This window comes from Curtobacterium sp. 1544 (genome assembly GCF_040544915.1).
In the GTDB taxonomy this organism is placed as follows: domain Bacteria; phylum Actinomycetota; class Actinomycetes; order Actinomycetales; family Microbacteriaceae; genus Curtobacterium; species Curtobacterium pusillum_C.
The window spans coordinates 14,332-34,700 of sequence record NZ_JBEPKX010000032.1 but is presented as its reverse complement, the minus strand read 5'-3'; the positions used below and the strand labels follow the sequence as shown (position 1 = coordinate 34,700).

General features: G+C 72.0%; 27 protein-coding genes. 14 read left to right on the top strand and 13 right to left on the bottom strand.

The genetic code is table 11. The annotated features are described in order from the left end of the window. Window positions 1–17: 17 nt before the first annotated feature. Both ABIC61_RS15795 and ABIC61_RS15790 read right to left on the bottom strand, forming a co-directional pair. A complete protein-coding gene (locus ABIC61_RS15795) occupies window positions 18–1,133 on the bottom strand; it encodes a hypothetical protein (RefSeq protein ID WP_354030684.1) in 1,116 nt (371 codons plus the stop codon). Between the two features lie 131 nt (window positions 1,134–1,264). Beyond that, the gene (locus ABIC61_RS15790) at window positions 1,265–1,930 is read right to left on the bottom strand and encodes an SDR family NAD(P)-dependent oxidoreductase (protein WP_354030683.1); all 666 of its coding nucleotides are present in this window, start codon (window positions 1,928–1,930) and stop codon (window positions 1,265–1,267) included. A 150-nt stretch (window positions 1,931–2,080) separates the two neighbouring features. On the opposite strand from ABIC61_RS15790, the gene ABIC61_RS15785 reads away from it, so the two are divergent. The 4 genes from ABIC61_RS15785 (at window position 2,081) to ABIC61_RS15770 (ending at window position 5,584) form a co-directional block, all read left to right on the top strand. Then, on the top strand, window positions 2,081–3,211 hold the full coding sequence (locus ABIC61_RS15785) for a PQQ-dependent sugar dehydrogenase (protein WP_354030682.1): 1,131 nt from the start codon (window positions 2,081–2,083) through the stop codon (window positions 3,209–3,211). 68 nt (window positions 3,212–3,279) lie between these two features. Beyond that, entirely contained in the window at window positions 3,280–4,194 is a 915-nt protein-coding gene (locus ABIC61_RS15780; RefSeq protein WP_354030681.1) for a helix-turn-helix transcriptional regulator, read from the top strand. Then, complete coding sequence (locus ABIC61_RS15775; protein ID WP_144753750.1) at window positions 4,191–4,397, top strand: hypothetical protein; 207 nt, start codon at window positions 4,191–4,193, stop codon at window positions 4,395–4,397. Before ABIC61_RS15780 ends, ABIC61_RS15775 begins: the two co-directional genes overlap by 4 nt. Then, on the top strand, window positions 4,394–5,584 hold the full coding sequence (locus ABIC61_RS15770) for an MFS transporter (RefSeq protein WP_354030680.1): 1,191 nt from the start codon (window positions 4,394–4,396) through the stop codon (window positions 5,582–5,584). The genes ABIC61_RS15775 and ABIC61_RS15770 overlap by 4 nt, the downstream gene beginning before the upstream one ends. 72 nt (window positions 5,585–5,656) lie before the next feature. On the opposite strand, the gene ABIC61_RS15765 is transcribed toward ABIC61_RS15770, so the two are convergent. Next, the gene (locus ABIC61_RS15765; RefSeq protein WP_354030696.1) at window positions 5,657–6,673 is read right to left on the bottom strand and encodes an aldo/keto reductase; all 1,017 of its coding nucleotides are present in this window, start codon (window positions 6,671–6,673) and stop codon (window positions 5,657–5,659) included. Between the two features lie 122 nt (window positions 6,674–6,795). Here ABIC61_RS15765 and ABIC61_RS15760 point away from each other — a divergent pair, with 122 nt between their 5' ends. Beyond that, complete coding sequence (locus ABIC61_RS15760) at window positions 6,796–7,494, top strand: carboxymuconolactone decarboxylase family protein (protein ID WP_354030679.1); 699 nt, start codon at window positions 6,796–6,798, stop codon at window positions 7,492–7,494. Between the two features lie 3 nt (window positions 7,495–7,497). Here ABIC61_RS15760 and ABIC61_RS15755 read toward each other — a convergent pair whose 3' ends face one another. The 5 genes from ABIC61_RS15755 to ABIC61_RS15735 all read right to left on the bottom strand — a co-directional run bounded on the left by ABIC61_RS15755 (window position 7,498) and on the right by ABIC61_RS15735 (window position 11,014). After that, entirely contained in the window at window positions 7,498–7,830 is a 333-nt protein-coding gene (locus ABIC61_RS15755; RefSeq protein WP_144753756.1) for a helix-turn-helix domain-containing protein, read from the bottom strand. After that, window positions 7,830–8,213, bottom strand: coding sequence for a hypothetical protein (locus tag ABIC61_RS15750; RefSeq protein ID WP_079237529.1), 384 nt, complete (start codon window positions 8,211–8,213; stop codon window positions 7,830–7,832). The genes ABIC61_RS15755 and ABIC61_RS15750 overlap by 1 nt, the downstream gene beginning before the upstream one ends. 69 nt (window positions 8,214–8,282) lie before the next feature. Continuing rightward, the gene (locus ABIC61_RS15745; protein ID WP_354030678.1) at window positions 8,283–9,254 is read right to left on the bottom strand and encodes an NAD-dependent epimerase/dehydratase family protein; all 972 of its coding nucleotides are present in this window, start codon (window positions 9,252–9,254) and stop codon (window positions 8,283–8,285) included. Between the two features lie 102 nt (window positions 9,255–9,356). Further along, window positions 9,357–10,529, bottom strand: coding sequence for an FAD-dependent monooxygenase (locus ABIC61_RS15740; RefSeq protein ID WP_354030677.1), 1,173 nt, complete (start codon window positions 10,527–10,529; stop codon window positions 9,357–9,359). After that, window positions 10,526–11,014 carry a DUF4126 family protein gene (locus ABIC61_RS15735; protein ID WP_354030676.1) on the bottom strand — a complete coding sequence of 163 codons (489 nt, stop codon included), beginning with the start codon at window positions 11,012–11,014 and terminating at the stop codon, window positions 10,526–10,528. Before ABIC61_RS15735 ends, ABIC61_RS15740 begins: the two co-directional genes overlap by 4 nt. A 170-nt stretch (window positions 11,015–11,184) precedes the next feature. Here ABIC61_RS15735 and ABIC61_RS15730 point away from each other — a divergent pair, with 170 nt between their 5' ends. The 7 genes from ABIC61_RS15730 to ABIC61_RS15700 all read left to right on the top strand — a co-directional run bounded on the left by ABIC61_RS15730 (window position 11,185) and on the right by ABIC61_RS15700 (window position 15,677). Then, window positions 11,185–11,532, top strand: coding sequence for a PadR family transcriptional regulator (locus ABIC61_RS15730; protein WP_097181398.1), 348 nt, complete (start codon window positions 11,185–11,187; stop codon window positions 11,530–11,532). Window positions 11,533–11,534: 2 nt separating this feature from the next. Next, entirely contained in the window at window positions 11,535–11,903 is a 369-nt protein-coding gene (locus ABIC61_RS15725; protein ID WP_079237533.1) for a DUF1048 domain-containing protein, read from the top strand. Beyond that, window positions 11,900–12,661 carry an ABC transporter ATP-binding protein gene (locus ABIC61_RS15720; RefSeq protein ID WP_354030675.1) on the top strand — a complete coding sequence of 254 codons (762 nt, stop codon included), beginning with the start codon at window positions 11,900–11,902 and terminating at the stop codon, window positions 12,659–12,661. The genes ABIC61_RS15725 and ABIC61_RS15720 overlap by 4 nt, the downstream gene beginning before the upstream one ends. Further along, complete coding sequence (locus ABIC61_RS15715) at window positions 12,661–13,422, top strand: ABC transporter permease (RefSeq protein WP_354030674.1); 762 nt, start codon at window positions 12,661–12,663, stop codon at window positions 13,420–13,422. The genes ABIC61_RS15720 and ABIC61_RS15715 overlap by 1 nt, the downstream gene beginning before the upstream one ends. 118 nt (window positions 13,423–13,540) lie before the next feature. Beyond that, entirely contained in the window at window positions 13,541–14,188 is a 648-nt protein-coding gene (locus ABIC61_RS15710; RefSeq protein WP_354030673.1) for an SDR family oxidoreductase, read from the top strand. Window positions 14,189–14,193: 5 nt separating this feature from the next. After that, window positions 14,194–14,979 carry an SDR family NAD(P)-dependent oxidoreductase gene (locus tag ABIC61_RS15705; protein WP_144753783.1) on the top strand — a complete coding sequence of 262 codons (786 nt, stop codon included), beginning with the start codon at window positions 14,194–14,196 and terminating at the stop codon, window positions 14,977–14,979. After that, window positions 14,976–15,677, top strand: a complete 702-nt coding sequence (locus tag ABIC61_RS15700; RefSeq protein ID WP_354030672.1) for an alpha/beta hydrolase — start codon at window positions 14,976–14,978, stop codon at window positions 15,675–15,677. Before ABIC61_RS15705 ends, ABIC61_RS15700 begins: the two co-directional genes overlap by 4 nt. Here ABIC61_RS15700 and ABIC61_RS15695 read toward each other — a convergent pair. The 3 genes from ABIC61_RS15695 to ABIC61_RS15685 form a co-directional block, all read right to left on the bottom strand. Further along, a complete protein-coding gene (locus tag ABIC61_RS15695) occupies window positions 15,628–16,197 on the bottom strand; it encodes a DUF6611 family protein (protein ID WP_354030671.1) in 570 nt (189 codons plus the stop codon). The two genes, ABIC61_RS15700 and ABIC61_RS15695, sit on opposite strands and share 50 nt — an antisense overlap. Next, complete coding sequence (locus tag ABIC61_RS15690) at window positions 16,194–16,724, bottom strand: hypothetical protein (RefSeq protein WP_354030670.1); 531 nt, start codon at window positions 16,722–16,724, stop codon at window positions 16,194–16,196. The genes ABIC61_RS15695 and ABIC61_RS15690 overlap by 4 nt, the downstream gene beginning before the upstream one ends. Window positions 16,725–16,816: 92 nt before the next feature. Next, on the bottom strand, window positions 16,817–17,518 hold the full coding sequence (locus ABIC61_RS15685) for an SDR family oxidoreductase (RefSeq protein ID WP_354030669.1): 702 nt from the start codon (window positions 17,516–17,518) through the stop codon (window positions 16,817–16,819). 85 nt (window positions 17,519–17,603) lie between these two features. Between ABIC61_RS15685 and ABIC61_RS15680 the strand changes: the two genes are divergently transcribed. Further along, entirely contained in the window at window positions 17,604–17,999 is a 396-nt protein-coding gene (locus ABIC61_RS15680) for a MerR family transcriptional regulator (protein ID WP_354030668.1), read from the top strand. A gap of 3 nt (window positions 18,000–18,002) precedes the next feature. Here ABIC61_RS15680 and ABIC61_RS15675 read toward each other — a convergent pair whose 3' ends face one another. Then, complete coding sequence (locus tag ABIC61_RS15675) at window positions 18,003–18,524, bottom strand: P-loop nucleotide/nucleoside kinase family protein (RefSeq protein WP_354030667.1); 522 nt, start codon at window positions 18,522–18,524, stop codon at window positions 18,003–18,005. Next, window positions 18,521–19,768: an FAD-dependent monooxygenase gene (locus tag ABIC61_RS15670; protein ID WP_354030666.1), complete on the bottom strand. Its 1,248-nt coding sequence runs from the start codon at window positions 19,766–19,768 to the stop codon at window positions 18,521–18,523. The genes ABIC61_RS15675 and ABIC61_RS15670 overlap by 4 nt, the downstream gene beginning before the upstream one ends. Window positions 19,769–19,801: 33 nt before the next feature. On the opposite strand from ABIC61_RS15670, the gene ABIC61_RS15665 reads away from it, so the two are divergent. Further along, window positions 19,802–20,341 carry a MarR family winged helix-turn-helix transcriptional regulator gene (locus ABIC61_RS15665; RefSeq protein WP_354030665.1) on the top strand — a complete coding sequence of 180 codons (540 nt, stop codon included), beginning with the start codon at window positions 19,802–19,804 and terminating at the stop codon, window positions 20,339–20,341. The last annotated feature ends 28 nt before the right edge of the window (window positions 20,342–20,369 follow it).

The window sequence follows — 20,369 nt, the reverse complement described above, 5'->3', positions numbered from 1 at the left end:
GGCCCGACGGGTCGGCCTCAGCCGCCGACGCAGAACGACTCGACGGCGACGTGCACACCGTCGGGCCCCCCGCCGAGTCGCATCCGCTCGACGGCGGCATCGGCCCGGAGCGGCATGACGAGGTCGGTCCCCATGGCACGGTCGACCGTGGCGTAGCCCGCCGACTCCCAACCGGCCAGCACGCGCGGAGCGAGGTCCTGCGGCCGCACGGTCGGCAGCACGAGCGTCCCGGTCCACCGCCGCCCCTCGCCGTCGCACCGTTCCTCCGTCAGGACCACGGGTGGCGACGCCGCTCGCGCCGGGGTCGGCGAGGACAGGTCGTCGAGCGGACCGGCCCAGCGGATCGTGTCGTCGAGCAGTGTGCGGGTGCCGTCCTCGACCGCGGCGGCGGCGAGTTCCGTCGAGGTCACCGGCGTCGGGCCGGGCCACTCGGGCTCCGGCGTCCGCGCCGGGGCGGACGACGTCGCAGACCCGGGTCGGGACAGCAGCGACGCATCCGGCAGGCCGCTGCCCGCGAAGAGTGGACCGGTCGCGAGCGCGCCCGACAGCGCGACCGCGACGACGGCGTCCGCCGGCCAAGTGGTCATGATCGACGGGAGCTCGTCCTCGGGGATCCCCCGGTGTCGTCGCCACCGCAGCGTCAGCGAGGCGGTCAGGAACGCCGCACCCGCCAGCACGACGGGGAGTTCGACGAACAGCGGGAGGACACCGAGCCCGACGGCCCACCAGGTCGCCGGGAGCGCGGTCGCGACCGCCATCATGCCGTAGGCCGCGACGAGCAGACCGGTCTCACGCTCGGGGAGCCGCTCGTGGTAACCCGTCCTGCGGGTTGCGATCCAGACGGCCGCAGCGACGGCGTTGACGGCGACACCGATCCGACCGAACTCGAAGCCGACGAACTGACCGAACCCCCACCCGACGATCGTGTCGGGGTACGGGCCGTCGAGCTCGTACCGCGTGTGCCCGTCCAGGTGCAGCAGCACGAGCACACCGCCGATGCCGAGCAGGAAGAGCGCCCACGACCACCTCGGGACACCGAGGCGCCTGAGGGCCGCGGCGGCGAAGAGCACTGCGGCGGGCATCAGCAGGAGCAGCGCCGTGCCGGCCGCTGCGTCGAAGGCGTCGGGGTCCACGTCGCGACGCTACGAGTCCGACCTCGGCGCGGCAGAGTCAGGACGGAGGACTACGTCGGACGGCCCATCACAACCGGGTTCCCCGTGGCGGACGGGAGGCGCGTGGCGGGTCCCCACGCGCCTCCAGGCCGTCACTCGGGAAGCGGCTCCGCGTACGTGCGGAAGTCGCCGCGCTCGGTGTGGATCGCCCACAGGCGGTCCGCGATCGACTCGCCGGAGTGGTCCGGCTGCCCGTCGTCGATCCCGAACGGGATGATGAGCTGCCCGACGTGCACCTGTTCGTCGCGGACCGCGTCGTGCAGCAGCTGCGCGTAGGCGCTCTCGCCCGCGAAGGCGACGGACGTGCCGGTGACCCGCGCGCCCGGGCGGACGGCACTGCCGCCGTTCACGAACAGGATCGTGCCGCGGCCGATCGCACGCATGCCCGGCAGGACCTGGCGCACCGCGTTGACCGAGCCGTAGACCGAGAACTCGATCGGGCCGACCAGGTCCTCCGCCGTGGTCTCGAGCACCGGACGCATGTACTCCTTCGCGGGCAGCGGGCTGTACTGCAGCACCTCGATCGGGCCGAGCTGCTCGGTGGCACGCTCGAGCGCGCCGCGGAGCGAGTCGCCGTCCCGGACGTTCGCGGCGAACCCGGCAGCGGTGATGCCCTGCTCCCGCAGCGATGCGGCGAGGCCGTCGAGGCGGCCCTGGTTGCGGGAGACGAGGGCGATCGAGAAGCCCTCGCGGCCGAAGCGTTCGGCGACGGCGAGGCCGAGGCCCTTGCCGGCTCCGACGATGGCGATGGTGGTCATGGCGTGGTCCTTCCGGTTGTGACGGCGTCCTGCTCGTGCTCGGACCCGACGGTAGGCCGCGCAGCGCACCGGAGAGGGGTGCGGACAGGGCCACCCAGCGGATTCCCGAGCGCGCCGAGTGTGATCGACGCACGAACCGGGAGGAACACCGTGCACACGATCCTTCGACCACACCGCACCTGGGCGGCCCTCGGAGCGGCCGCCGTCACCGCACTCGTGCTGACGGCGTGCACGGACGACGGGGCACGGACGCTGCGGGGCACCGCGTCCGCTTCCGCGTCCACGGTCCCGACGGCCCCGGCAGCCGGGGTCCTCGCGCCGGGCGGTGAGACCTCCGACATCGCCACCGGCCTCGACGCCCCGTGGTCGGTGGTCCGCACCGGCGACGGTGTCGACGCCCTGGTCAGCGAACGCGACTCGGCGAAGGTGCTCGAGCTGACCGCGCCGGGGAAGACACGGGAGGTGGGCACGGTCGCGGGCGTCACCGGTGGGGGCGAGGGCGGACTGCTCGGGCTGGCGATGCACGACGGCGACCTGTTCGTGTACTCCACCGCCGAGGACGGCAACCGCATCCAGCGCTACGACCTCACCGGCAGCGCGGGGTCCTACGCGCTCGGCGACGCGACGACGATCATCGACGGGTTGCCGTCCAACAGCTTCCACAACGGCGGCCGCATCGCGTTCGGACCGGACGGCATGCTCTACGCGAGCGTCGGCGACGCCGGCACGGGGTCGGACGCACAGGACCGCGACTCGCTCGCCGGCAAGATCCTCCGGCTCACCCCGGACGGCGACGTCCCCGGCGCGAACCCGTTCCCCGGCTCCCCGGTGTGGAGCCTGGGACACCGGAACGTGCAGGGCATGGGCTGGACCGCGGACGGCACGATGTTCGCGTCCGAGTTCGGGCAGGACACCTGGGACGAGTTGAACGTCATCGAGCAGGGCAAGGACTACGGCTGGCCCGAGGTCGAGGGCAAGGGCGGCGAGGACCAGGGGTTCGTGGACCCAGTGCAGCAGTGGTCCACCGACGACGCGTCGCCGAGCGGCCTCGCGGTCATCGGTGACACGGTGTTCGTGGCGAACCTGCGCGGCGAGGTCGTCCGGGCGATCCCGGCGTCGTCACCCGCGGAGTCCGCCGAGTACTTCACGGGGGACTTCGGCCGCATCCGGACCGTGCTGGAGGGGCCGGAGGAGTCGCTCTGGTTCGTCACGAACAACACCGACGGCCGCGGCGACCCCACCGAGGGCGACGACCGGATCGTGTCGGTGCCGCTCGCCTGACCAGACCTCCGCTGGCAGGTACGGACGGCCCCTCCTTCGCTGCGGCCGGTCGCCGTACCGTGGAGGACATGGACACGAGAGACGAAGTCCGCGACTTCCTCCGCACCCGCCGGGAGCGCGTCACGCCGGAGCAGGTCGGTCTGCCCGACTTCGGCGGCGCCCGGCGCGTGAAGGGCCTCCGCCGCGAGGAGCTCGCCCTCGTCGCGGGCATGAGCGTCGACTACTACATCCGGCTCGAGCGGGGGAACCTCACCGGGGTGTCCGAGAGCGTGCTCGAGTCGCTGTCCCGTGCCCTCCGCCTCGACGACGCCGAGCACGCCCACCTGTTCGACCTCGCCCGTGCGCAGAACGCCTCGGCGACGACGCGGCGGCGGACCCCCACTTCGAAGGTCCGGCCGAACGTGCAACGGGTGCTCGACTCGATGACCGCACCCGCCTGGGTGCGGAACGGCCGTTCGGACTTCCTCGCCGGCAACGCCCTCGCCCGCGCGCTCTACGCACCGCTCTTCCTCAAACCGTCCGGGACACCGAACACCGCACGCTTCGCCTTCCTCGACCCCCGCGGCCGGGAGTACTGGCGCGACTGGGACGGCGTGACCGGTGACATGGTCGCCGTGCTCCGTGCCGAGGCCGCCCGATCGCCGTACGACAAGGGCCTCACCGACCTCATCGGGGAGCTCTCGACCCGCAGCGAGGAGTTCCGGCAGCGCTGGGCCGCGCACGACGTGATGCGGCACCGCACCGGCACGAAGCTGCTCCACCACCCGGAGGTCGGCGACCTCGACCTCACCTACGAGACGATGGAGCTGGTCACCGACACGGGGTTGACGCTCATCGTCTACGGCGCCGAGCCCGGCTCCCCGTCCGAGGAACGCCTGCAGCTGCTCGCCAACCTCACCGCGACCGAGGCGGCGAGCGCCGCGGAGGCGTCCACCGCCGAAGCCGCGGGTTCCGCTGCCGTGACCACCGCGGAGGACGCATGAGCGAGACCGACTCGATCCGCACCGCCCGCCCGGCGGAACCGCTCTCGTTCTTCGGACGGATCAGGTTCCGCCTGCACGCCGAACGCGAGATCGACGAACTCACACGCGACCACGCCCGTGAGGACCGCATCCGCGCCGAGGCAGCCGTCCGCCTGGCCCCGGGGCCGTGGCACCTCGGCGAGCTCTTCCGGCGCCGTCCGTGAGCGACCGCACGGGGATGACGCCCGCGCGGACCCTGCTCTTCGCGATCGCCGGGGGCGCGGCGGTCGGCAACCTGTACTGGGCACAACCGCTGCTCGACGAGATCGCGTCGTCGCTCGGGACCTCCGCAGCGGTCGCCGGGCTGCTCGTCACGCTGACCCAGGTCGGGTACGCGCTCGGCATCCTCCTCGTGGTGCCGCTCGGCGACGTCCTCGACCGGCGCCGGCTGATCCCCGGGGTGCTCGTCGCGTCCGCGGTCACGCTGCTCTTCGCCGCCGTCGCGCCGTCGTTCGCCGTGCTCCTGGTGGCACTCGCGCTCGTCGGTCTCACCACCGTCGCGGGCCAGCTCCTCATCCCGCTCGCCGGCGACCTCGCCGATCCCGCGTCCCGCGGGCGGGTGGTGGGGACCATCGCCTCGGGCGTCCTCACGGGCATCCTGGTCTCGCGGACGGTGAGCGGGCTCGTCGCGGACGCGTTCGGCTGGCGGACGATCTACGTGGTCGCCGCCGTCGCGGCCCTGGTCTTCGCCGTGCTGCTCCGACGGGCGATCCCCGAGCTGGACCGACGCGATCGCGTGCGGTACCCGGCGCTCATCGCCTCGGTGTTCCGTGCGGTCGCCGCGCACCGCTCCGTGCGCGTGACCCTCGTCATCAGCTCCGCGGTGTTCGCCGTCTTCACGATGTTCTGGACGGCGCTGACGTTCCTGCTCAGCGCGGAGCCGTTCGGGTACTCGACGAGTGCGATCGGGCTCGTGGGTCTGGCCGGACTCGCCGGTGCGGTCGCCGCGCAGCGGGTCGGTCGACTCCACGACCGCGGGGTCTCGGTGCCGGTGACCGGCGCGGCGATCGCCCTCGTGCTCGTCTCGCTCGTGGTCGCCGGGCTGGGGTCGCGGTCGATCGTGGTGGTCCTCGTCGCCGTCGTGTTGCTGGACGTCGGCGTGCAGGCGACGAACGTCCTCAACCAGACGCGGCTCTTCGCGATCGACCCGGCAGCGCGGAGCCGCCTCAACACCGCGTTCGTCACCGGGAACTTCGTCGGCGGAGCGATCGGGTCCGCACTCGCCTCGGTCCTGTGGAACGCCGGCGGGTGGACCGCGGTCACCGTGGGCGGCGCGGTGCTGGTCGGGTTCGCGCTGACGGTCTGGGCGGTCCACCGCCGACGTGGCTTGGTGGTGCGCACCGCGCACTGACGCGCGGATGGTGCGATGCACGGACTGGAGGCACGGGGCGGGCCGGCACCGTGCCTCCAGTTGCGTCCCGTGTCAGCGGCGGCGAGCCGACGCGAGGAGCGTGTGCTGACCGTAGCTGTCGTCATCGGGGTTGATCGTCACGCCGGGGGCGACGACCTCGTCGATGCGGTCGAGCACCTCGGCACTCAGGACCCGGTCGGCAGCCGGCAGCTGGGAGTCCAACTGCTCCATCGTGCGGGGACCGATGATCGCGCTCGTGACGCCGGGGTGGGTGATCGCCCACGCCAGTGCCAGCTCGATGAGCGACATGTCCTGCGACTCGGCGAGCAGTGCGAGCTCCTCGACGACGTCGAGCTTCCGCTGGTTCGCGGGTGTCGACATGTCGAACCGGGCGGCCGGACGGTGCTTCGCGGTCGGGGTGCCCGGGGCGTCCTTGCGCCACCGCCCGCTCAGCCAGCCGCCGGCGAGCGGGCTGTACACGAGGGTGCCCATGCCGTACCGCTGGGCGGTGGGGAGCACGTCCTGCTCGATGCCGCGCACGAGGATCGAGTACGGCGGCTGCTCGGTGCGGAAGCGCTCGAGGCCGCGACGCTCGGAGACCCACTGCGCCTCGACGATCTCGGCGCCGGAGTACGACGACGAGCCGATGTTCCGGACCTTGCCCTGGCGGACGAGGTCGGTCAGGGCCCCCAGGGTCTCCTCGACGTCCATCGACGGCGAGGGCCGGTGCACCTGGTACAGGTCGATGTGGTCCGTGCCGAGACGACGGAGGGAGTCCTCGACCTCCCGGATGATCCAGCGGCGCGATCCCCCCGAGCGGTTCGGTCCCTCGCCCATCGGCATGAAGAACTTCGTGGCCAGCACGACGTCGTCACGGCGACCCTTGAGCGCCTTGCCGACGATCTCCTCCGAGACGCCGTCCGAGTAGACGTCGGCGGTGTCGACGAAGTTGATGCCCGCGTCGAGTGCGCGGTGGATGATCCGGATCGAGTCGTCGACGTCGGCGTTCGCCCACGGGCCGAACATCATCGTGCCCAGCGCGAGCGGGCTCACCTCGACGCCGGTGCGTCCGAGCTGGCGGTACTCCATGGTGTCCTCTCCGTGCCGGTCTGGTCCGACCGGCACGCTTGCCACGGTAGGTCGACGGGCGTGCCGGAAAGGGGTGAGGACCGTACCTCCCTCGCACCCGGACCCACCCGTAGCGTCGAGGCATGAGCCTCACCGAGTTCGACCCCGAGTTCGCCCAGTACTCCGCTGCCTTCGTCGAGGAGACGCTGCGGCACGCATCGCTGGGTGAGCACGACCGACTCGTGGTGCAGCTCGGCGCCGTCGTCGCCGTCGGCGCACACGGGACGTTCCGGGAGCTGCTCGGCTCGGCGCTCGACGGGCCGGTCACGCCGGTCGAGGCGAAGGAGGTCGTGTACCAGGCGGTCGCGTACGTCGGGTTCGCTCGCGCGTCGGACTTCCTCGGGATCGTGAACGAGGCCCTCACCGCGCGGGGCGTCGAACTGCCCCTGCCCGGTCAGTCGACGAGCACCCCGGAGGACCGGCTCGAGCGCGGCCGGGAGGTCCAGGGCGCCGTCGTCGGCACCGAGCGCCTCGACGCGATGTACGACAACGCGACGCCGGACACCCTGCACTTCCAGCGGTTCCTGACCGGCAACTGCTTCGGCGACACCGTGGGTCGCGCGGGCCTCGACCTGCGGACGCGGGAGCTCCTGACGTTCGCGGTGCTCGTCGCGCTCGGCGGGGCGGACGGCCAGGTGCGCGGGCACGTGGCTGGGAACCTGCAGGTCGGGAACACCCGCGCGGACCTGCTCGACGTGCTCACCGTGCTGGTGCCCTGGATCGGGTACCCCCGCACGCTCAACGGCCTGGCCGCGGTGAACGAGGGCGCGCCCGCCGCCTGACGGTCAGATGGCGAGTTCCACGTCGTGGCCGTTGACGGTCACGATGATCCGGGGGTTCTGCGCGCCGGTCGCGGTGATGTAGCTCCGGAGCGTGGAGAGCAGCATGTCCTCTCGACGCTCCATCTGCGACACCGCGCCCTGGCTGATCCCGAGTTCGTGAGCGATCTCGGCCTGCGTCCGCTTGCCGGCTTCCCGCACCATCGCGAGGCTCATCGCGTGGACGCGGTCCAACTCGTCGCCCTCGGCGTCGAGCGCCTCGACGGCCTCCGCCATGCCCGGTCGCCGGAGCAGCCGCTCGAGGCGGTCGTTCCCGCGTACGAAGTCCTTCTCGCCCATCACGCTTCCTTCGCTTCGTCGACCCATCGGTCGATCAATCGGTCGGCCCGGATGCCCACCGAGTCGTAGAACACGTCGCCCATCGAGGCCTTGTCTCCCGAGAACAGCGTGACGACCACTCGATCCGCACCCGGCGGGAACCAGCAGATCAGCCGCAGCGCGATTCCCTCAACGTACGGGTGCGAGACCCGCCAGACGACGTGCTGCTTCGACTGCCGGACTCGCTTGATCATCGCCGTGTCCTGCACGGGCACCGCGTCCAGATCCGCCAACCGTTTGAGCATGAAGGTGAGGAGCTCGAGCCGACGCTGCCCACGCGGGGTCGCGTCGGCTTCGAGTCGGTCGAGCTGGTCGTCGAACTCTCGTGGCCAGTCGATCCGCATGCGATGCAGATTAGTCAGGACTGATATTAGCTGCAACTGATCACAGTCGCAAGCACAACTGGGTCGCGGTCAGGCGATGAGGGGCCGCGCGACGTCGACCTCGCCGTGCTCCACCAGCCAGCGGACCGCGTCGAGCACGGTCGCCTCGGCCGTGTACGCCGGAACGTAGCCCAGCAGGCGGCGCGGCTTCTCGGTGCTGAACACCTGGCTGCGCGACAGGTGCTCCCAGCTCGCACCGGCGTGCTCCGGAGCCGTGGTCTCACGGAACCGGTCCCACGTGACGGAGTCGAGCCGCGCCTCCTGGCCGAACCACGACGCCGCGAGGTGGGCGTACCCGCGCGCCGTGAGCGCTGTCGGGGCCGTGACGAAGAAGTCCTCGCCCGCCGCGGCCTCCCGGTGCTCGACGGCGAGCTGGAAGGCCTGCGCGACGTCGTCGGCGTGCACGTGCGCCATGGTCTCGGCGCCGAGGCCGGGCACCTCGAGGGTCTCGCCGGCCGACAGCCGCGTCCAGACGGACGGGTCGAGGTTCCCGAGCGGACCGATCGGCGCCCAGCCCGGACCGCTGATGTGCCCGGGGTGCAGCGAGGTCGTGACGACACCACCGTCGGCGGTTTCACGCTTGAGCATCCGGGCGATGGCGTCCTTCTGGGTACCGTACTCACCGAACGGCTCGGTGGCGTTCTCCTCAGTGATCGGCAGGACGCGCGAGACCCCGGCACGCCAGATCGACCCGCAGTGCACCAGGTGCGTGCCGGTCCCGCGCAGCGCGGCGACGAGGGCCTCGGCGGAGGACAGCGTGAAACAGACGAGGTCGACGACGGTATCCGCGTGGAGCGCGGCGATGCGGACACCGAACGTGCCGTCGCGGTCCTCCTGCTCGCGGTCCGCGGTGACCCGCTCGACCTGCGCCCACTCGGGGGAGTCGGCGTAGGCGGAGCGGGTCCCGCGGCTCACGGCGACGACCTCGTGCCCGGCACGGACGAGTCGGGGGACGAGGAACGTGCCGATGTGGCCGGTGGCTCCGATGACGACGATGCGCATGCCGGTCACGCTAGGCCGATCAGGCTGGGCGGGACAGGCCCTGTCGCACCCACCCTGCGGGTCGGGAGGAACGGGGCGGGCCCGCACAGCGCCTCCCGTCCGTCAGCGGGTCGACTGCAGGGCCGGGAGCGGCCGGTCCGAATCAGCCGTGTGCGTGAGTCGCGTCATCAGGGGCGCCACCGGACGCGAGGTCAGGACGTGGTGCGCGGCGCGCTGCGCCGCGAGACCCAGCTTCGTCTGCGGGTAGGCGAAGTGCTTGACGCCCGACGGCATGGTCTGGATCCGGTCGACGAGCGGCCGCATCCACGCGTCGAAGGCGTCGAACGCGCGTGCGGTGTCGGTCTCCGAGGCGAGGGACGCGGCCAGGACGTACCCGCCGGTGAGCGCCAACGAGCTCCCACCGCCGCCCATCGGGGTCACGCACCAGGCCGCGTCGCCGAGGAGCACCACGGATCCCCGGTGCCAGGTCGGCGCGTGGATTTGCGTGAGGTCGTCGACGTAGACGTCGTCCGAGTGCTCGAAGCCATCCAGCACACGGTCGGTCTGCCAGCCGGCGCCGGCGTAGCGTTCATGCCGGTCCGGAACCTCGCCGTCGTCGTTGGTGTACGCAAGCATCGCTCTGGTCGTGCCGTGGTTGTCCGGCCGGAGGTGCACTTGTCGGCCCTCGACCGCGTTGTACCAGCGCCAGGTGTCGTCGTCCGACGGGATCCGGGGGATCGTCCCGAACTCCATGGTGACGCCGAGCCGTCGGGGTTCGAAGGTGAAGAGCAGGTCGCGGGTGGTCGACCGCACCCCTTCGGCGATGACGAGGAGGTCGGCCTGGAGCGTCGCACCGTCCCGGGTGCGGACCGTGACGGGTCGTCCGTCCGAGCCGTCCTCGTCCACCGCGGCGACCGCGTCGTCGAAGACGAGCCGCACGCGATCCGGCAACGCCTGACGGATCGCGTCCGCGAAGTCGCCGCGCAGGACCTCGAGCTCCGCAGTCGCGCCCTCACCGGAGTCGTCGTCGGGCAGGCGGACGATGGTCTTGCCCTGCTCGTCGACGATCACCGTGCCGGTCTCGCCCGTGTTGGCGGCACGGACGGCTTCGGTCAGGCCCATGCGGTCGAGGACCTCGCGGGCGACCCCGCGCACGTCGACGTTCTGGCCGCCGGTGCGGAACGCCGCCGAGCGCTCGAGGACGGTGACGTCCCAGCCGGTCCGGTCCAACCAGTACGCCGCTGAGAGCCCGGCGATGCTCGCCCCGGTGACGAGGGCGCGACGCGTGACCGTCACGAGGCGGTGATGACCTTCACGGAACCGGCGATGGTCGCGGCGTCCTCGGCGAGCGCGACCACGGGGTCAGGCAGCCTCGTGGTCGCACCGACGAGCTTGCGCGCACCCCAGCCGACGAAGCTGCCGACGATGGCGCCGACGCCGCCGAGGATCGCGCCCTCGATGCGGAGGTCCCGCTTGCCCGTGGTCCCGAGTGCGGCACCGGCGAGCGCACCGGAGGCGACCCGGCCGATCAGACCGGCGGGGGAGATCCGGTTCGGGGTCCCCGGCAGCTTGTCCCCGATGAGCTCACCGACGGCGGAGGCGACGAGCACGCCGCGGCCGATCGGGGTGCTGAACACCTTCCAGTCCTGCCACGACCCCTTGAGCGAGGAACGGTCGTGGTTCAGCGCCATGACGGCGAGCGGGGTGGCGCTCCGGCCACCGCTCAGGATGCCCAGTGCCAGGGTGCGGACCAGGGTGTGCTGCTCGTTGTTCTTGCTCATCGATTCTCCTGTCGAGTCGGTTCGGAACCTACTCTTGCGCTCCTGGTACTCAGCGATACTATGTACTGGTAGTCAGCGACGCTGAATACCAGCGACACTGAGTACCGACACCGCGACCGGCGGCACGACCGGCACCACGACCGCCACCACATCGACAGCAGGAGGCACGCATGCCCAAGCAGGAGACCGAGATGCTCAAGGGCATCCTCGAGGGGATCGTCCTCGCCGTACTCGTCGGCCGACCGGCCCACGGGTACGAGATCACGGCCTCGCTCCGGGAGCAGGGCTTCACCGACATCGCCGAGGGCACCGTCTACGCCCTGCTCGTCCGCATCGAGCAGCGCGGCCTCGTAGACGTCGAGAAGGTCCCCTCGGAGAAGGGCCCGCCCCGCAAGGTGTTCACGCTGAACGCCCGCGGGCAGGAGCAGCTCGACGACTTCTGGCAGGCATGGGCCTTCCTCTCCGAGCGGCTCGACCACCTCAAGCACACCACCACCAGCACGAACGGACAGGACTGACCATGGGGATCTCGATCTCGGACATCACGACCAAGCTCATCGGCGACAAGAAGCGCTGGAAGCAGTACAAGGCCCGCACGGCAGCGCTGCCGACGAGTCACCGCACCGCCATCGACGGCATCGAGCGGTACCTGATGTACACCGGCCCGAACGACGGCGAGCAGCTCATGCGCATGCTCGACGACCTCGCCGACCTGTTCGAGCAGAGCGCCGCCGACGGCACGAGCGTCCGCGCGGTGGTCGGCGACGACCCGATCGCCTTCGCCGAGGAGTTCAAGGCGAACTACGGCATCGGCTCGTGGCTCAGCAAGGAGCAGCAGCGCCTCGTCGACGCGATCGACAAGGCCGACAGGGAACGAGACCCCTCGTGACCGCGGCGATCCGGGTCCGGGGGCTCGAGAAGTCCTTCGGTGACCTGCACGTCCTGCGTGGCGTCGACCTCGACGTCGAGGCCGGCTCCGTGGTCGCCCTGCTCGGTTCGAACGGCGCGGGCAAGACCACCACGATCCGGATCCTCGCGACGCTGGCGAAGGCCACGGCCGGCGCGGCGTCGGTCGCGGGACACGACGTGGCCGCGGAACCCGGTGCGGTCCGCGAGTCGATCAGCCTCACCGGGCAGTTCGCCGCCGTCGACGAGGTCCTGACGGGTCGCGAGAACCTCGTCCTCGTCGCCCGGCTCCGGCACCTGCCGCACGCCGGCACCATCGCCGACGGCCTGCTCGCCCGGTTCTCCCTCACCGAGGCGGGGTCGCGTCGTGCCGGGACCTACTCGGGCGGGATGCGTCGACGGCTCGACATCGCGATGAGCCTGATCGGGGACCCGGCCGTGGTGTTCCTCGACGAACCGACGACCGGCCTCGACCCCGAGGCACGCATCGAGGTCTGGGACGCCGTCCGCGCCCTCGCCGCCGGCGGCACCACCGTGCTGCTCACCACGCAGTACCTGGACGAGGCCGAGCACCTCGCCGACCGCATCGCCATCCTGCACGAGGGCCGCATCATCGCCGACGGCACCCTCGCCGAACTCCAGCGACTGCTCCCGCCCGCGAAGGTCGAGTACGTCGAGAAGCAACCCACGCTCGAGGACGTCTTCCTCGCAGTCATCGGCCACGAGAAGGAGGTCGCGTGATGTCCGCCCACCCGATCCACGACACCGCCGTCCTGACCGGGCGCTCCCTGAAGCACGTGCTCCGGAGCCCCGACACGATCATCACCACCGCCGTGATGCCCATCGCGTTCCTGCTGCTGTTCGTCTACGTCTTCGGCGGCGCGATCGAGACCGGGAGCACCTCGTACGTCGACTACCTGCTGCCGGGGATCCTGCTCATCACGGTGGCGTCCGGGGTGGCGTACACGTCCTACCGGCTGTTCCTCGACCTGCAGGCCGGGATCGACGAACGCTTCCGGTCGATGCCGATCGTGCGCGCGGCGTCGCTGTGGGCGCACGTGCTGACATCGCTCGTCGCCAACCTGGTGTCGGTGACCGTGGTCGTCGGGGTCGCCCTGCTCATGGGGTTCCGGAGCAGTGCGGGCGTCGGTGCGTGGCTCGCGGTGCTCGGGATCCTCGTCCTGTTCACCCTGGCGCTCACCTGGATCGCGGTCGTGGCGGGGCTGTCGGCGAAGTCGGTGGACGGCGCGAGCGCGTTCTCGTACCCGCTGATCTTCCTGCCGTTCATCAGCTCGGCGTTCGTGCCGACCGACACCATGCCCGGTCCGGTCCGCTGGTTCGCGGAGCACCAGCCGGTCACGTCCATCGTGAACTCGATCCGTGCGCTGCTCGCGGGGCAGGCACCCGAGTCCGACCTGTGGGTCGCGTCGGCCTGGTGCGTCGGGATCCTGCTCGTCGCCTTCGGCGCCGCGACCCTGGTGCAGCGCCGGCGGGTCGGCTGACGCGACCAACAGGCGGACTGGAGGCGCGGTGCCAGCTGGCACCGCGCCTCCAGTCCGATGATGGTCACCTGCAGACCGCCACCCGGTCTGCTGAGGCGCCGCGAGTAGCGTCCGCCGCATGAGCAACGTCATCCTCTTCGGCGGCCACGGCAAGGTCGCACTCCTCGCCACCCGGATCCTCGCCGACCGCGGCCACACCGTCACCTCGGTCATCCGCGACCCCGACCAGGCCGACGAGATCCGGTCCCACGGCGGCGAGCCGCACGTCGCGGACATCCAGCAGCAGACCCTCACCGACTTCGCCGAACTCATCCACGGGCACGACGCCGTCGTGTGGTCCGCGGGCGCCGGCGGGGGATCCGCCGACCGGACGTGGGCGATCGACCGTGATGCCGCCGTGCTGTCCGTCCAGGGAGCCGCGAAGGCCGGCGTCGACCGGTACGTGATGGTGTCCTGGTCCGGTTCGGTCCTCGACCACGGGGTCCCGCAGGACAACGACTTCTTCGCGTACGCGCAGTCGAAGATGGTCGCCGACGCCGTCCTCCGTGACTCGGGGCTGCGGTGGACCGTCGTCGCACCGAGCACCCTCACCGACGACGAGCCCACCGGCTCGGTCGACTGGGACGGGTCCTCGACCGAGGTGCCGCGCGGGGACGTCGCGCACGTCGTGGCGGACGCCGTCGAGAGCGACGAGACCGTCGGGAAGACCATCCGCTTCAACACCGGGTCGACCCCGATCGCCGACTTCCTCCGCTCGGCGGGCTGAGCACCGTGGCACGCAACCGCGACCCCTACCGCGGCCGGCTCGCCGTCGTCACCGGTGCGAGCGGCGGCATCGGCGAGTCCCTGGCGGAGGGCCTCGCAGCGGGCGGGGCCGACCTCGTGCTCGTCGCCCGCTCGGCCGACCGCCTCGAGACCGTGGCGGGTCGTCTCCGCTCGCGTCACGGGGTCTCGGTGCGGGTACTGCCGGCGGACCTCGCGACCGGTCCCGGCGTCGACTCGGTGATCGAGGCGCTGCAGGGCACACGGGTCGACGTCCTCGTCGCGAACGCCGGTGTCGGGTGGCACGGCTCCTTCGCGGAGCAGCCCGACGACGGCATCGTCCAGCAGATCGCCCTCAACGAGACCGCGGTGGTGCGGCTCGTCCGCGCGTTCCTCCCCGGGATGACCGCGCGCCGGGTGGGCGGCGTGATGACGGTCGCGTCGACGGCGTCCTTCCAGCCGACACCGCACATGGCACTCTACGGTGCGACGAAGGCGTTCGTGCTCTCGTTCACCGAGGCGCTGTGGGAGGAGACCCGGGGCTCCGGCGTCCGGGTCCTCGCGCTCTGTCCGGGGCCGACGTCGACCGGGTTCTTCGAGGCTGCCGGCGGCGGGTCCTTCCTGGAGGGCGGACGCCAGACCGCGGACGAGGTCGCACGGGTCGGGCTCGAGGCGTTCGCGCGGAACGGGGGTCCGACGGTGGTGTCCGGTGCCCGGAACGCCGTGATGGCAAGCGCGCACCGGTTCGTGCCGCGGGGGCTGATGGCGCGCATGTCCGCGATGGTGATGCGATGACGAACCCGACGGTCCTCTTCGTGCACGGCGCGCTCGTCCGCGACGGTGCGTGGTGGTGGGGCCCGACGGCCGACCTCCTCCGGGAACGCACCGGCATCGAGAGCCGAGCGGTCGCGTTGCCGTCCTGCGGCGAGACCGAGGCGGCCGGTGGCCTGACCGAGGACGCCGCGGCGCTGCGCCGAGCACTCGACGAGGTGCCCGAGGCGCTCCTCGTGGGCCACTCCTACGGCGGGACCGTCATCGCCGAGGCCGGCCCGCACCCCGCCGTGTCGCACCTGCTGCTCGTGTCGTCCTACCTGCCGCCGGTCGGGTCGTCGCAGGGCTCGATCATGTCCGGCGAGCCGGACCCCGTCGCGGTCCGCCAGGACGACGACGGACGCATCGTCGTCGACGGGTACGACGCGGACTCGTTCGGAGCACGGTTCCTGCAGGACGCCGACGAGGCCACCCGCCGCGAGGCCTGGAGCCGCGTCACCTCGCAGGACGTCCGAGCGTTCGGGACGCCGACGACCGCGGCCGGGTGGACGGACGTGGACTCCACGGCGATCGTGTGCGGTGACGACCGATCGACCACGGTCGCCCTGCAGCGGCAGCACGCCGGACGGGCGACGCGCGCCGTCGAGCTGCCGACCGGGCACCACCCGTTCATCAGTCGACCGGACCTCGTCGTCGAGCAGCTCGAGGCGTTCCTGGTCTGACCGGGCGCGCCGGCAGGTCGTTCCACACATCGGCCCAGACCGACTCGAAGTCGACCGGCCGGAGGTCCCCGGCCCGGAGTGCGCGCTCCGTGACGGCCAACGCGTCGAGGGAACGCCGGAGCAGCCGGACGTCCCCGTGGACCTCGGGCCGGCTGTTGCCGTGGAACGTCGTCACGGTGACCGAGCGGACACCGGGTCGCAGCCGCCGGGTCGCTCGGGCGAGCGTCGCGAACCCAGCCCCGTAGACGAGCACCGCCGCCAGGGTGCCGATGACCGGCGACCCGGCGAGCGCCGCCATCACCGCGACGGCGAGGAGCGCCCCGACGCCCGGCCACGTCGACCACGCCCGCAGCCGCGCACGTTCGCTCCGCGTGGTGCCGGGCGGGAAGACGACCAGGGTGCGGCTGCTCCACATCGTGCGACCCACAGGGCGTGCCGAGCAGCTGCCCCAGACGTGCGGTCCGTCGACCACTCGGGCGCGCAGGTCCGCTCCGGTCCGGTGCCACGTGGCGTGGCTCACCGCGACACCTCGGCCCGCACGGGCGCGACGACGTCACGGTGCCGGATCGCCGAGACGCAGGGGAAGCAGAGCAGGTCGCCCTCCCGGACGTCCGCGGGCAACGGTGCCGGCAGCCGGTGGAAGGGTTCGCCGTCCGTTCCGTCGTACAGCGTGACCACGGAGGTCCGGGTCGGGGCGGCCGTGCTGACCCGTCCGATCAACCGCACCTGGTCGAGCACGGCGAACGGGGGCAGCACGGCGTCGAGCTCGAGGAGCACCAGACCGGTCCGCGGTCGACGGACCCGGAGGACCGAGGCCACGGCGACGCTCACGTCGCGCGGCGTCCACGAGCGCGGTCGGTGACGGGGCGGCGCCTGCTCGGCAGTGTGCACGCACGGGGTGCCGGTCAGTCCGGCGAGCCGCACCATCGACACGGCGGCGACCAGGACGTCGTCGGTGGTGGTCTCGGTGTGGGCCGGCCAGAGGGCGGGGTCCATCGGTTCCGGGAGGGACGCGCGGAGCGTCGGGAGGATCGCTGTCAGGGTCACACCGACACGATCCGTCCGGGAGCCGGCCCGGGGAACGGGTCCTGACGGACTCCTCACGCCCCGGTGCCGACTCCGTGCGGCGCCCTGACGGCTCAGGCGAACTGGGCGTAGAAGCGCTCGGGCTCGTGCGCGAGCGACGCCTTCACCATCGCGCTCCACTCGTCCACCACGACCTCGGCCGCACCGCGCTCGACCCCGTCGAGTGCAGCCCGCGCGGCCTCCGCCGGGTCGATCATCGGGCCCTCGTACCCGGCCATGATGTCGGTGTCGGCCGCGCCGAGGTGGAGGCCCTGCACCGTGATGCCCTTCGCGGTGAGTTCGAGTCGGGCGGCGTTCGTCATGTTCCACTCCGCGGCCTTCGCCGCTGCGTACCCGCCGGAGCCCGGGTAGGCGAACCACGACAGCGCCGACAGCACGTTCACGATCCCGCCGCCGCCGTTCCGCTCGATGACCGGCGCGAAGGCCCGGACCATCCCCAGGTTGCCCCAGAAGTGCGTGTCCATCTCGCGTCGGACGTCGTCCAGGGGGTCCGTGAGCAGGGAGCCGGTCGTCGCGATCCCCGCGTTGTTGACCAGCAGCGTGACGTCCGACGCCGAGGCGGCAGCGGCGGCGATCGACGCCTGGTCGGTGATGTCCAGCGGCAGGACCTCGACGCCCTCGATGTCGACGAGCTCGGGGCGGCGGGCGGTGGCGTAGACCTTGGCCGCTCCGCGTTCGAGCAGCTGCAGCACGAAGCGTCGTCCGATGCCGCGGTTCGAGCCCGTGACGAGTGCGACCGATCCAGCGATGTCCATGGTGTTCCTCCTGCCGGGCGGGCACTTCCCGCGGCGGCTCGGCTACGCTAAGACCTGACATCCATGTGAGGTGCAAGGAGGAATCGTGCGCATCGGAGACCTCGCCGCCGCGACCGGGGCCAGCGTCCGCTCACTGCGGTACTACGAGGAGCAGGGCCTGCTCGTCGCGACCCGCACGCCGAGCGGGCAGCGCACCTACGGCGCACCCGCGGTCGAACGCGTGCAGCTCGTCCAGCAGCTCTTCGCCGCCGGGCTGCCCAGCCGGACCATCGTGCAACTGCTGCCCTGCGTCGACTCGGGTCGGGCGACCCCGGAGTCGTTCGCGCTGCTGGTGTCCGAGCGCGACCGGATCACGGCGCAGCTGGCCGAACTCGAGGCCGCACGGGAACGGCTCGACGAGGTCATCGCGATCAGCGAGCACCCGACGCCCGAGCACTGCCCGGCGCTCCGGGACCCCCAGCCGCAGGCCCAGGCGGCCTGACGGTCAGCCGAGCACGGCGCTCGCGATCTGCCGTGCCGCCTGCTCGGCGGTCGCGTTCGTCGTGTCGACCACCTCGGCCTCGTCGTGCAACCACGTCCGCGCTGCCTCGGCGTAGGGCTCGACCCGACTGAACCGGAACGTCGACGGACCCATGTCGGTGTCGTTCCGGATCCGGTCGCGGAGCGTGACCGTGTCGGTGTGCAGCACGAAGTGCCGCACCGGGATGCCGTGCCCCGCAAGGCCGTCCGCGATCTCCCGCCAGTACCGCTCGACCAGGACGGTCTGCGGCATGATCAACGTCCCGCCCGCGTACTGCAGGACCTGCCGGGCGGTCTCCACGACGAGCGGCCGCCACGGGTCCCAGTGCTGGAAGTCGTCCGTCGCGCGCAGGGTCGGCCGGATGTCCATCAGCGTCTCGCCGACCTTCTCGGGGTCGAGGACCCGGGCGTCCGGCAGCAGCGGCTGCAGCAGACGACTCGTGGTGGTCTTGCCGACGCCGTGGGTGCCGTTGAGCCAGACGATCATGCGTCCAGTGTGCCCGGGCCGTCGACCTCGAGGTGCGCGTGGTCGGGCAGGTCGATCGCGTCCGCCGGGGGCGTGAAGAACCGGTCTCCGAGCCGTCCGATCAGCGGCGTGGAAGCGACGCGCACCGCCGCTCCGAACGCCGCGATGCCGAGCCGGGACTTCGGGTTCGCGACGCGCGGGGTGCCCGGCGGCAGCTGCTGGGCCTGCGTGACGTACGGGCGCATGATCCGCTCGTACCCACGGAGGGCGTCCCGGTGGTCGACGTGCGCCGCGAGTTCGCCGGCGAGCACGTAGGCGCCGGTGAGGGACAGGCTCGTGCCCATCCCGCTGACCGGGGAGGCGCAGTACGCCGCGTCGCCGACCAGGGCCACGCGACCGTCCGACCACCGCGGCGCGTGCACCTGGCCGATCGACTCGGAGTACAGGTCGTCGGACCGGTCGAAGCCCTCGAGGACCCGACGCGCCTCCCACCCGGCGTCGGCGAAGAGCGCGTGCAGCCGGCGGCGCTGGGCGTCGAGGTCGCGGCGCTCCGATCCCGCCCGTTCGTGCTTCCGGTCCGTCACGATCGACATCGCCGCGCGGATCGTGCCGTGTGCGTCCGGTCGGAGCGTGATCGACCGTCCGCCCGGGGCGTTGTACCAACGCCACCAGTCGTCGTCGGCGGCGGTTCGGGGGATCGTGCCGTAGGTCGTCTCGAGACCGAGCGACCGGATCTCGGGTTCGTCGCCGAACACGAGCCGCCGGGTACTCGACCCGATGCCGTCCGCGGCGACGACCAGGTCGAACCGCTCGTCGGGGGCGGTCTCGAACGACACCGTGACGCCGTCGTCGTCCTGGTCGACCCCCGTGATCCGGTCGCCGTAGCGGTACTCGGTGGCTCCGGTGGTCCGGTCGACGAGCAGGCGCGCGAGGTCGCCGCGCAGGACCTCGAGCTCCGCGGTGGCCCCGCCGGAGTCGGACGTGCCCGCCGGGAACTCGGCGACGGTCCTGCCGCGCGGGCCGACGAAGCGTGTGCCGACCTCACCCGTCGTCGCCGCCCGGATGTCGTCCTCGATGCCCATGCGCCGCGCGACCTCGCGCCCGGCACCGCGGACGTCGACGTTCTGGCCGCCGGTCCGGAGTGCCGGTGCACGCTCGACGACCACCGTCCGGTAGCCGTAGCGGTGGAGCCAGTACGCCAGTGCGGGTCCGGCGATGCTCGCGCCGGAGATCAGGACGCGTCCACGGTCGGTGCGCTGCATCATTCCTCAGATCCTTGATTACCAATGATATTGGCAATGTACACGGTTACCATGGAAGCCGTGCCGCACGAGGACCAGCCGGGGCAGCCCCGACGAGACCGCGACGACCGCCGCGACCGCGAGTCCGCCCGCCGCGACGGTCGGCCACTCCCCGACGACGACATCCGTTCCCGCGTGCAGCAGGTCGCGGTCCGGCAGCAGCGGTTCGAACGGCACCTGGCGCGGGCGCTCGAGGTCGACGCGATGGGCCTCGAGGCGATGGACCACCTCATCGCGACCGGGCCGGCGACGCCGACCGAACTGGCCCGCCGACTCGAGATCTCGACCGCCGCGATGACGCTCGTGCTGAACCGGTTGGAGACCGCTGGGCACGTCCGGCGCGACCGCCACCCGAGCGACGGACGGAAGCTCGTGGTCACTGCCGCCGAACGCTCCTCCGACCGCGCGTACGACCTCGTGCTGCCGCTGATCGACGGGATCGAGGACCTCGTGGACGGCATGGACGCCGACCAGCGGGCCGCCGTCGAGACCTTCCTGGACCGGCTGATCGCGATCTACGACGACGCGACCGGTTGACGGAGAGGAGGCGCGTGGCGGCGCCGCC

Bases quoted from the DNA above. Each gene is read 5' to 3' on its own strand.
- ABIC61_RS15790 (WP_354030683.1), bottom strand. From the start codon at position 1,930: ATGACCACCATCGCCATCGTCGGAGCCGGCAAGGGCCTCGGCCTCGCC.
- ABIC61_RS15780 (WP_354030681.1), top strand. From the start codon at position 3,280: ATGGACACGAGAGACGAAGTCCGCGACTTCCTCCGCACCCGCCGGGAG.
- ABIC61_RS15775 (WP_144753750.1), top strand. From the start codon at position 4,191: ATGAGCGAGACCGACTCGATCCGCACCGCCCGCCCGGCGGAACCGCTC.
- ABIC61_RS15765 (WP_354030696.1), bottom strand. From the start codon at position 6,673: ATGGAGTACCGCCAGCTCGGACGCACCGGCGTCGAGGTGAGCCCGCTC.
- ABIC61_RS15760 (WP_354030679.1), top strand. From the start codon at position 6,796: ATGAGCCTCACCGAGTTCGACCCCGAGTTCGCCCAGTACTCCGCTGCC.
- ABIC61_RS15755 (WP_144753756.1), bottom strand. From the start codon at position 7,830: ATGGGCGAGAAGGACTTCGTACGCGGGAACGACCGCCTCGAGCGGCTG.
- ABIC61_RS15750 (WP_079237529.1), bottom strand. From the start codon at position 8,213: ATGCGGATCGACTGGCCACGAGAGTTCGACGACCAGCTCGACCGACTC.
- ABIC61_RS15745 (WP_354030678.1), bottom strand. From the start codon at position 9,254: ATGCGCATCGTCGTCATCGGAGCCACCGGCCACATCGGCACGTTCCTC.
- ABIC61_RS15735 (WP_354030676.1), bottom strand. From the start codon at position 11,014: ATGAGCAAGAACAACGAGCAGCACACCCTGGTCCGCACCCTGGCACTG.
- ABIC61_RS15730 (WP_097181398.1), top strand. From the start codon at position 11,185: ATGCCCAAGCAGGAGACCGAGATGCTCAAGGGCATCCTCGAGGGGATC.
- ABIC61_RS15725 (WP_079237533.1), top strand. From the start codon at position 11,535: ATGGGGATCTCGATCTCGGACATCACGACCAAGCTCATCGGCGACAAG.
- ABIC61_RS15715 (WP_354030674.1), top strand. From the start codon at position 12,661: ATGTCCGCCCACCCGATCCACGACACCGCCGTCCTGACCGGGCGCTCC.
- ABIC61_RS15710 (WP_354030673.1), top strand. From the start codon at position 13,541: ATGAGCAACGTCATCCTCTTCGGCGGCCACGGCAAGGTCGCACTCCTC.
- ABIC61_RS15700 (WP_354030672.1), top strand. From the start codon at position 14,976: ATGACGAACCCGACGGTCCTCTTCGTGCACGGCGCGCTCGTCCGCGAC.
- ABIC61_RS15685 (WP_354030669.1), bottom strand. From the start codon at position 17,518: ATGGACATCGCTGGATCGGTCGCACTCGTCACGGGCTCGAACCGCGGC.
- ABIC61_RS15675 (WP_354030667.1), bottom strand. From the start codon at position 18,524: ATGATCGTCTGGCTCAACGGCACCCACGGCGTCGGCAAGACCACCACG.
- ABIC61_RS15670 (WP_354030666.1), bottom strand. From the start codon at position 19,768: ATGATGCAGCGCACCGACCGTGGACGCGTCCTGATCTCCGGCGCGAGC.
- ABIC61_RS15665 (WP_354030665.1), top strand. From the start codon at position 19,802: ATGTACACGGTTACCATGGAAGCCGTGCCGCACGAGGACCAGCCGGGG.